Origin of the sequence: Streptomyces sp. GC420, assembly GCF_009916105.1 — a bacterium.
Taxonomy (GTDB): domain Bacteria; phylum Actinomycetota; class Actinomycetes; order Streptomycetales; family Streptomycetaceae; genus Streptomyces.
This window is the reverse complement of record NZ_JAAAXQ010000324.1, coordinates 1-9,358: the sequence shown is the minus strand read 5'-3', so window position 1 is coordinate 9,358 and position 9,358 is coordinate 1. Positions and strand designations below refer to the sequence as shown.

The 9,358-nt window shown below is 73.6% G+C and carries 7 protein-coding genes; 4 read left to right on the top strand and 3 right to left on the bottom strand.

Annotation, left to right across the window (positions count from 1 at the left end):
• Positions 1-4: 4 nt before the first annotated feature.
• Positions 5-568 carry a hypothetical protein gene (locus GUY61_RS29655; protein WP_166633328.1) on the bottom strand — a complete coding sequence of 188 codons (564 nt, stop codon included), beginning with the start codon at positions 566-568 and terminating at the stop codon, positions 5-7.
• Positions 569-778: 210 nt separating this feature from the next.
• On the opposite strand from GUY61_RS29655, the gene GUY61_RS29650 reads away from it, so the two are divergent.
• The 4 genes from GUY61_RS29650 (at position 779) to GUY61_RS29635 (ending at position 6,401) form a co-directional block, all read left to right on the top strand.
• Positions 779-1,468: a response regulator transcription factor gene (locus GUY61_RS29650; RefSeq protein ID WP_208106631.1), complete on the top strand. Its 690-nt coding sequence runs from the start codon at positions 779-781 to the stop codon at positions 1,466-1,468.
• A gap of 498 nt (positions 1,469-1,966) precedes the next feature.
• Positions 1,967-2,344 carry a metalloregulator ArsR/SmtB family transcription factor gene (locus GUY61_RS29645; protein WP_166633326.1) on the top strand — a complete coding sequence of 126 codons (378 nt, stop codon included), beginning with the start codon at positions 1,967-1,969 and terminating at the stop codon, positions 2,342-2,344.
• Entirely contained in the window at positions 2,341-4,146 is a 1,806-nt protein-coding gene (locus GUY61_RS29640; RefSeq protein ID WP_166633325.1) for a SulP family inorganic anion transporter, read from the top strand. Before GUY61_RS29645 ends, GUY61_RS29640 begins: the two co-directional genes overlap by 4 nt.
• 89 nt (positions 4,147-4,235) lie before the next feature.
• Positions 4,236-6,401, top strand: a complete 2,166-nt coding sequence (locus GUY61_RS29635; RefSeq protein WP_166633324.1) for a SpoIIE family protein phosphatase — start codon at positions 4,236-4,238, stop codon at positions 6,399-6,401.
• Here GUY61_RS29635 and GUY61_RS29630 read toward each other — a convergent pair.
• Both GUY61_RS29630 and GUY61_RS29625 read right to left on the bottom strand, forming a co-directional pair.
• On the bottom strand, positions 6,379-8,760 hold the full coding sequence (locus GUY61_RS29630) for a glycoside hydrolase family 65 protein (RefSeq protein WP_166633323.1): 2,382 nt from the start codon (positions 8,758-8,760) through the stop codon (positions 6,379-6,381). The genes GUY61_RS29635 and GUY61_RS29630 overlap by 23 nt on opposite strands.
• 2 nt (positions 8,761-8,762) lie before the next feature.
• The coding region (locus tag GUY61_RS29625) for an HAD family phosphatase (protein WP_166633322.1) at positions 8,763-9,358 on the bottom strand (596 nt) is incomplete at its 5' end.

The window sequence follows — 9,358 nt, the reverse complement described above, 5'->3', positions numbered from 1 at the left end:
GGTGTCAGGTGCTGCGGTGCTGTTCCCAGCGCGGGCCCACGACGGCCCACTCGCGGCCCCACTCCGCCTCCCGGTGCCGGTCCAGGAAGACGCGGACGACCCAGCCGCTGCCCAGCACCAGCGTGGCGGCTCCGAGGGCGCCGATGGAGCCGAAGGCGACACCCTGGACGGTGGCCTGGGCGGGCGTGGCGGGCGGATCGTGCAGCTGCGCGTCCTCGTCCAGCCACACCGTGACCTTCGCGCCCGCGTCGGTGGCCGCCTGGACCAGGGCGCGCCCGGTGCGGGTGGTGCCGTCGGGCACGGTCCAGCGCGCCTCGGCGCGGACCCGGCCGCCCTCGGTGTAGGCGAATTCCGGGGCGTCCTCGGTCAGCACGGCGGTGGTCTGCCGGAGGTCGCTGCCCTGCCGCAGCGCGTTCTCCTCCACCTGAAGCCCGGTGACCACACCGGCCGCCGGGGCGGCGGTAGCGAGCAGCACACCCGTGGCGAGCACCGCCCATGCCTCGGCTGCGTCGGAGCGGCGGCGCAGCGGGTTCTTCCGCCAGCGCCAGAACCTGGCCTTCGTACGCATCGCACACCCCCTTTCCCGGATGCGTTGACCGTCCCACGGCGGGCAGAGGCATGATGAGGGCCGAGCAGGTCCCCCTCGCGAGGACATCCGGCCCATGGCGGATGTCCCTGGGGGCCGTTCGGCCCTGGCGTGACCGCGCCGGGAGGACCACGATCGTCCCAGCGCATGTGCTGGGCGACCGCGATGACCAAAAAAGGACCGATGGACGACATGACCGAGGCACGGGAATTCTCGCCCGAGGAACCCATCCGGGTGTTCCTGCTGGACGACCACGAAGTGGTCCGGCGGGGGGTGCACGACCTGCTGGACGCCGAACCCGACATCTCGGTCGTCGGCGAGGCGGGAACCGTCGCCCAGGCGCTGGCGCGCGGCCCGGCCCTCCAGCCCGACGTCGCCGTTCTGGACGTCCGGCTGCCGGACGGGGACGGCATCTCGGTGTGCCGGGAGCTGCGCTCGCGCATGCCGGGCCTGGCCTGCCTGATGCTGACCTCGTTCGACGACGACGACGCGCTGCTCGACGCCATCATGGCGGGTGCCGCCGGTTACGTCCTGAAGCAGATCAAGGGGTCCGACCTGGTCGCGGCCGTACGGACGGTGGCGTCCGGCCAGTCGATGCTCGACCCGGCGACCACGGCCCGGCTGATGAGCAGCCTGCGTGGCGGGCCCGCCGAGGAGGCCTCGGCCGATCCGCAGGACGAGGTGCTGGCCGGCCTGTCACCGCGGGAGCGGGAGATCCTGGAGCTGATCGGCGAGGGCCTGACCAACCGGCAGATCGGCAAGCGGCTGTACCTGTCGGAGAAGACGGTCAAGAACCACATCTCGCGGCTGCTGGCGAAACTCGGTGTCGAGCGGCGCATCCAGGCCGCGGTGCTGGCCACGGAGCACCGCCCCGCCCACTGACAGCCACGTCGGCGGCCTTCACCCACGGGCCCGCGGGGGCCTCCACCGGCGCCCCGCGGCTCGGCCCTGCCCCGCGCGTTCCGGCCGGCCCGTCCCGCCAGGGGCGGGCCGTCGGCGTATCCCCGCCCGCCGGCGGACGCGCCACGGCCGTCCGGCGGGCGCGGCCCCGGGCACCGGGTGGCCGGCCACCGCCCGGACGGCCCCGGCCGGCGGGCGGCTGTTCGGCACGCCGCCACACCAGCGGGTGAAACGGCACCGCTGGTGGACGCGCGGACACCGCGTCGTGTGCCGGCCGGGTGTCCCTCACCGCGTGGCCGCCCGCTCCCGTGTCGTTCCGGAAGCGAACCGGACCGGCCTTCCGGCCGTGTGCAGGGGCAGGAGCACCGCGTGACCCACAGCATGACGAATTGCATAATTCTGCAATTGCCTACATGCTGGGTTTACATGTTTGCCGAACAAGCAAGCACCAACGCATGTCGAGGAGAGAGGCCGCACCCCGTGCCGGTTCCGCTGTACCAGGCCAAGGCCGAGTTCTTCAGGATGCTCGGGCATCCCGTACGCATCCGCGTCATGGAACTCCTTCAGGACGGACCGAAGCCGGTACGGGACCTGCTCGCCGCCATCGAGATCGAACCACCGAACCTGTCCCAGCAACTCGCCGTACTGCGCCGCTCCGGGATCGTCACCTCGACACGCGAGGGCTCGACGGTCGTCTACGAGGTGGCCGGCGGTGACGTGGCCCAGTTGATGCGGGCCGCCCGCCGGATCCTGACGGAGATGCTGTCGGGCCGGCACGAGCTGCTGGTCGAGCTGCGGGAAGCCGAGGCGGAAGCGAAGGCCGAGGCGGCGGCGGAAGCCGGGGTCGCGGCACGATGAGAGAGAACTTCACCGGCCGGATCACGGCCCCCGCGCGCAGGCTGCTGCCCTCCCGCGCCGATCTCGCGGTCATGGCCCACTCCCCCCGCCGCGACCTGCTGGCCGGCCTGACCGTGGCCATCGTTGCCCTGCCGCTCGCCCTGGGCTTCGGCGTCTCCTCCGGACTCGGCGCGGAGGCCGGGCTGGCCACGGCCGTCGTCGCCGGCGCGCTCGCGGCCCTCTTCGGCGGGTCCAACCTCCAGGTGTCGGGTCCCACCGGCGCGATGACGGTGGTGCTCGTCCCGATCGTGGCCGAGCACGGCCCCGGCGGAGTGCTGACCGTCGGCCTGATGGCCGGTGTCATCCTCGTCGCGCTGGCCGTCGCCAGGGCGGGCCGCTACATGCGGTACGTCCCGGCCCCCGTGGTGGAGGGCTTCACCCTCGGCATCGCCTGCGTCATCGGCCTCCAGCAGATCCCCAACGCCCTGGGCGTGGAGAAGCCCGAGGGCGAACGGGTCCTGACGGTCACCTGGAACGCGCTGCACGCGTTCGCCCAGCACCCGAACTGGACCGCCGTCGGGCTGGCGGTCGGTGTCGCCGCCATGATGCTGCTCGGTGCGCGGCTGCGTCCCGCCGTCCCGTTCTCGATCATCGCCGTCATCGTCGCGACGGTCGTGGCACAGCTCTTCCACCTGGACGGCGCCGCGCCGATCGGTGAACTGCCCGCCGGTCTGCCCGCCCCTTCCCTGGCCTTCCTCGATCTGTCGGCGGTGAGCTCCCTGCTCGCGCCCGCCGTCGCGGTGGCCGCCCTGGCGGCCCTGGAGTCGCTGCTGTCCGCCTCCGTCGCCGACGGCATGACCGTCGGCCAGCAGCACGACCCCGACAAGGAACTGTTCGGACAGGGTCTGGCCAACCTGGCCGCCCCGCTGTTCGGCGGCGTCCCCGCCACCGGGGCCATCGCCCGTACCGCCGTGAACGTCCGCACCGGCGCGGGCTCACGGCTGGCCGCCCTGGTGCACGCCGCCGTGCTCGCCGTGATCGTCTTCGCGGCCGCGCCGCTCGTGTCCAAGATCCCGCTGGCCGCCCTGGCCGGTGTGCTGCTGGCCACCGCGATCCGGATGGTCGAGGTGGGCTCGCTGCGGGCGATGACCCGTGCCACCCGCTCCGACGCCGTGGTGCTGGTGCTGACCGCCGTCGCCACCCTCGCCCTGGACCTCGTCTACGCTGTGATCATCGGCCTGGTCGTGGCGGGCGCGCTCGCGCTGCGCGCGGTGGCCCAGCAGGCCCGCATGGACCAGGTGGACGTCAGGCCGGACCTGCCGGGCGAGCACAGCGACGAGGAGCACGCGCTGCTCACCGAGCACATCGTGGCGTACCGCATAGACGGTCCGCTGTTCTTCGCGGGCGCCCACCGCTTCCTGCTGGAGCTGTCCGAGGTGGCGGACGTCCGGGTGGTCATCCTGCGCATGTCGCGGGTCAGCACCATCGACGCCACGGGCGCGCTGGTCCTGAAGGACGCCGTGGAGAAGCTGAACCGGCGCGGCATCGTCGTCATGATGTCCGGCATCCGGCCGGGCCAGCGTCAGGCGCTCGAGTCCGTGGGCGCGCTGGACACCCTGCACCGCAAGGGCGCGGAGTACGCCACGACCCCGGAGGCGATCCGGGGCGCCCGTGAGCACCTGCACCTGGCCGGAGTGCTCCCGTTCCACGCCCCGCCCGCCGCGCCGGCCGCACCGGCCCCGCCGGCCGCGGGCGTATCCACCGGCGTCCCGGCCGGGGCGGCGGCGGGCCCCGCCGTCGAGGTGGAGGACGCGGCGCGCTGACCCGGCGCCGCCGGGCGCCCTCGGAACCCGTGTCACATCGGGCGGGCGATGCGGGTGCCCGGCGGGTGGCACGGGCGTAGGGTCTCGATATGAGCGGCGGGGAGACACCTTCCGCTGCCCGGGCCACGGGGCCGGCCTCGGCCGGCGGCGACGAGGCCCTGAAGGCGGCGGCCGGGCAACTGCGGCGGGCGCTGACCCGGCTGGGGGCGCACGCCGGCGGACTCTTCCTGCTGGAACCCGGGGATCAGGTGCTGCGGCTGGCCCTGCTGTGCGGCATGCCGCAGGACATCGCCGCGCCCGGTGAACGGGTGAGCGTGGACAGCGAGATGCCCAGCACCGACACGGTGCGCACCGGGCAACTCGTCTGGGTGAACGGCCAGGAGTCGTGGATGCGTAGCTATCCGCGGATCGCCGTGGCCGCACCGTACGACTTCTCCCTGGCCGCCGTCCCGGTGACGGGCCCGCGCGGCACCCTCGGGTCGCTGTTCGCGGTGTGGCCCGGCTCGCTGCCGTCCTCCGTGCCCGACGACCTGCGCGACGGGATGTGGCGGCTGGCCGAGGGGGTGGCGGCCGAGCTGGAGCGGTTCTGGCCCGGCGGGCTTCCGGGCGTCGACGAGATGCCGCCGCTGATCCTCGGGGCACCGGCGCCGGAGCCGGGCACGGCGGAGGCCGCCGAGAGCATGGCGGCCCGGCTGCCCGAGGGTGTCCTCGCCCTCGACAACGACGGCCGCGTCACCTCCCTGACGCCCGCGGCCGCCGAGCTGCTGGGCGAGCCGGAGCAGCGGCTCCTCGGCGCCCGGCCGTGGGACGAGCTGCCCTGGCTGCGCGAGCCCTTCTACGAGCTGTACCGGGCCGCGCTGCTGGGCGGCCGGCCCGCCTCGGGCATCATCGTGGCGGCCCCCGGGGACCACCGGCTGAGCTTCGACCTGTACCCGGACGCGTCCGGCATCACCGTCCGGGTCACGCGCGCCGCCGACGACGGGTCGGCCGCCGTGCCGGCGGGCCAGGACGGCGCGCAGCAGGTCCACGCCGGGACACTGCACCACGTACTGCACCTCGCGAGCGCGCTCACCCAGGCGGTCAGCGTGCAGGACATCGTCGACCTGGTCGCGGACGAGATCATCCCCGCGTACGGCGCCCAGGCGCTGGCCCTGCTCACCGCGGAGGGCCGGCGGCTGAAGCTGCTCGGCCACCACGGCTACCCGCCGGAGGTGGCCGCCCGGTACGACAACAGCCCCTGGTTCCCGAGCCAGCCGGGCGTGCGGGGGCTGGGCCGCGGCCGGCCCGCGTTCTACGAGTCCCTGGAGGAGCTGAACCGGGCCTTCCCCGAGCGGGCCACGGCGCAGGGCCACGACGGGATGGCCTCATGGGCCTTCCTCCCGCTCATCGCCTCCGGCCGCCACATGGGCACCTGCATCCTGGCCTACGCCCGGCCGCACCGCTTCGGCACCAGCGAGCGGGCCGTGCTGACGTCGCTGGGCGGTCTGATCGCACAGGCCCTGGACCGCGCCCGGCTGTACGACAAGAAGCTGGAGCTGGCCCATGTCCTCCAGCAGGGCATGCTGCCGCGGACGCTTCCGGAGGTGCCGGGGCTGGCGACGGCCGCCTGCTACCTGCCGGGCACCGAGGGCATGGACATCGGCGGCGACTTCTACGACCTCGTAAGGCTGCGCGACGACGCGGCGGCCGCGGTCATCGGCGACGTCCAGGGCCACAACGTCGCCGCGGCGGCGCTCATGGGCCAGATCAGGTCGGCCGTGCACGCCTTCGCCACGGCCGAGGCGGCACCGGGACGGATCCTCAGCGCCACCAACCGGCTGCTGATGGAACTGGACCCCGGTCTGTTCGCGAGCAGCGCCTTCCTCCGGCTCGATCTGCGCAGCCGCACCGCCTGCCTGGCCAGCGCCGGGCATCCGCACCCCCTGGTGCGGACGCCCGACGGCGAGGTCCGGGTGGTGCGCTCCCCCGGCGGGCTGCTGCTGGGCATCGAGGCGGAGAGCGAGTATCCGGTGGCCGAGTTCCCGATCCCCGTGGGGACCACCGTCGTCCTGTACACGGACGGGCTGATCGAGTCGCCCGGCACCGATCTCGACGAGGCGCTGGACGCGCTGGCCGCGGACCTCGCCCGGTCCGGGGACCTGCCCCTGGAGGAGCTGGCGACGGTGCTGATCCGCCGCGCCACGACCGCCAGGCACCGCACCGACGACATCGCGCTGTTCCTGCTCCGCTCGGTCAGTCACCCCGGGGCAGGGTGAGGGTGCAGGTCTCCCCGGGTGCCACGGCGACCGTGCGGTCCCTCAGCGCGATGTCCATCGGCGGCTGGTCCGATTCGGGCACGCTGATCAGCAGTTCCCCGGCACGCAGCGTCAGCCGCACGCCCCAGTGGCCCCGGTAGCGGATCGAGAAGCCGTACTCCGACAGTTCCGGCAGCGGCACCGGGTCGAGGCACAGGGCACCGCCCCTGGTCTCCAGCCCGGTCAGGCAGCGCTGGACCAGGTCGATCGTGCCGGCCATGGCACCGAGATGGATGCCCTCCCCCGTGGTGCCGCCCTGGAGGTCGGCGATGTCGCCGGCCAGCGCCTCGTGGACGTAGGTCCACGCGTCGGCGCGCCGCACCCGGGCCAGCACCCAGCCGTGGACCAGGCTGCTCAGGGTCGAGCCGTGGCTGGTGCGCTGGAGGTAGTGGTCGACGGTGCGGTGCCAGGTCTCCTCGGTCAGGTCGTGGCCGAGCCGGTGGAAGATGCCGCGGAGTTCGCCGGGCGAGAACAGGTAGCCGAGCATCAGGACGTCGGCCTGCTTGGACGCCTGGTAGCGGTTGACGGTGTCGCCCTCGGCCTCCAGGATCCGGTCGAGGCGGCGGATGTCGCCGTACTTGCGGCGGTAGCCCTCCCAGTCGAGTTCGGCGAGCCTGCCGTATCCCTCGAACTGGCTGATCACCCCGGAGTGGAACGGCACGTACAGCTTCCGGGAGATCTCGTCCCACGCCTCGAGTTCGCCGGGGTCCAGCGAGGTCCGCTCGGACAGGTCCCTGCGGCGGGGCTCCGGGAGGCCGCGCAGCACGTCGAGGGCGCGGGCGAGGACCCAGGAGGCCATGACATTGGTGTAGGCGTTGTCGTCGAGGCCCGGCCGTTCGGCGCCGGGGTAGGCCTCGTGGTACTCGTCGGGGCCGACGACGCCGCGGATCCGGTACCGGTCGAGCGTCTCGTCGTACTTCGCGAAGCCGGCCCAGAACCGGGCGATCTGCACCAGGGTCTCGGCGCCCTTGGTGTGCAGGAACTCCAGGTCGCCGCTGGCCTCGCAGTACTGCCACACGTTGTACGCGATCGCCGAGCCGACGTGGTGCTGGAGCCGCGAGTGATCGGGCAGCCACCGGCCCGAGCGCGGGTTCAGGTGCAGTTGCTGGGTTTCCTCCCGGCCGTCGCTGCCGCTCTGCCACGGGTACATCGCGCCGGTGTACCCGGCGTCGCGGGCCGCGAACAGGGCGCGTTCCAGGCGTCGGTGCCGGTAGGTCAGCAGCGCTCTGGACACCTCGGGGCGGCGCAGGTTCAGCGTGGGCAGGACGAACAGCTCGTCCCAGAAGACATGGCCGCGGTAGGCCTCGCCGTGCAGCCCGCGGGCCGGGACACCGACATCGAGGTCGGCGGTGTGCGGGGAGAGGGTCTGCATGACGTGGAAGAGGTGCAGCCGCAGGATCGGGCCCGCGCTGTTGGGGACCTCGATGTCGGCGTTGCGCCAGAGCTGGTGCCAGGCGGTGCGGTGCGAGTCGAGCAGGACCTCGAAGCCCGGGGCGCGGCCGATCCGGTCGACGGCGGCGTGCAGCGGGTCGCTGATCGCCGGGTCGCGGGAGGTGTGCAGGGCGATCGTCTTGTCGACGGTCACCGTCCTGCCCTCGGTGACCCCGATCCGCAGCAGCTGGGCGGCCCGCTCGTCGCCGTGGTGCACGGTGCTCTCGGCCGGGGCGTCCACCGTGGTGCGGGCCGCGAGTCCGACACGGATGTCGGAGGTGCTGGTGCGGCAGCGCAGCCACAGCGTGTCCGCGGGGGCGCTGCCGGTCTGCACGTGCGTCAGGTGCCGGGCCGCGAGCTGCCGGTAGCGGGCGACGCCGGAGTTGGTGACCGAGCCGTCGATCGCGGACTCGACCTCGATCTCCCCGGACCAGCCCTCGGCGGTGAACTCGGTGCGCAGCGCCGCGAGATGGGGGTCGGCCATGTGGACCATGCGCAGCTGCCGCACCGCGAGCCGACGGCCCGCCCGGTCCTCGTAGCGCAGGGTGCGTTCCAGCATGCCGGAGTTGAGGTCGAGGCGCTGCCTGTGGTCGATGACCTTGTGGGTGTCCGGGGTGAGCCAGGCCCCCGAGTCCGTGCGGAAGCGCAGCGGCAGCCAGTTGGGCAGGTTGACCATGTCCTCGTTCTCGACGCGCCGTCCCGACACCTCGGAGGTCAGCCGGTTGTAGCAGCCGGCGACATAGGTGCCCGGGTAGTGGACCTCGTCGGCCGCGCACTCGGGGGCGGCACCGCGGGTGGCGAGGTAGCCGTTGCCGAGGGTGCACAGGGACTCCCGCAGCCGTTCTTCGGCGGGGTCGTAGCCTTCGTACTCCCAGGTCCAGTCGCGCATCGTCAGTCTTCCTCCGGGGCGAGAAGTTCGGCGAGGTCGCGCACCACCAGGTCGGCGCCGTGCTCCAGCAGCGCGGCACGGGTCGCGTCGGTACCGGCCCGGTCGACGCCGACGACCAGGCCGAAGCCGCCGCGCCGGCCGGCCTCCACCCCGGCGAGCGCGTCCTCGACGACCGCGGTGCGGGAGACCGGTGTCCCGAGACGGCGGGCCGCCTCCACGAACAGCGCGGGATCGGGTTTGCCGGGCAGCCGCAGCCGGGCCGCCTCACCACCATCCACGAGGGTGTCGAAGAGGTCCAGAACCCGGGCGTGTTCGAGGAGTTCGCGTGCGTGCCGGGAGGCGGAGGCGGCGGCCAGCGGCACTCCCGCGTCGCGCAGCACGTGCAGCAGCCTGACCGTGCCGGGGTAGGGGTCGATGCCGTGCGCGAGCCGCTCGGTGAACAGGGACTCCTTGCGGGCGGCGACGGCCGCCACCCGCGGATCGTCGGGCCGCACGCCGCGCGAGGCGAGGAAGGAGGCGGCGCCGTCGAGCCGCGACTTGCCGTCGACGTACCGCAGGTAGTCCTCGCGTATGTCGAAGGGGCGGCGCAGTGCGGGGT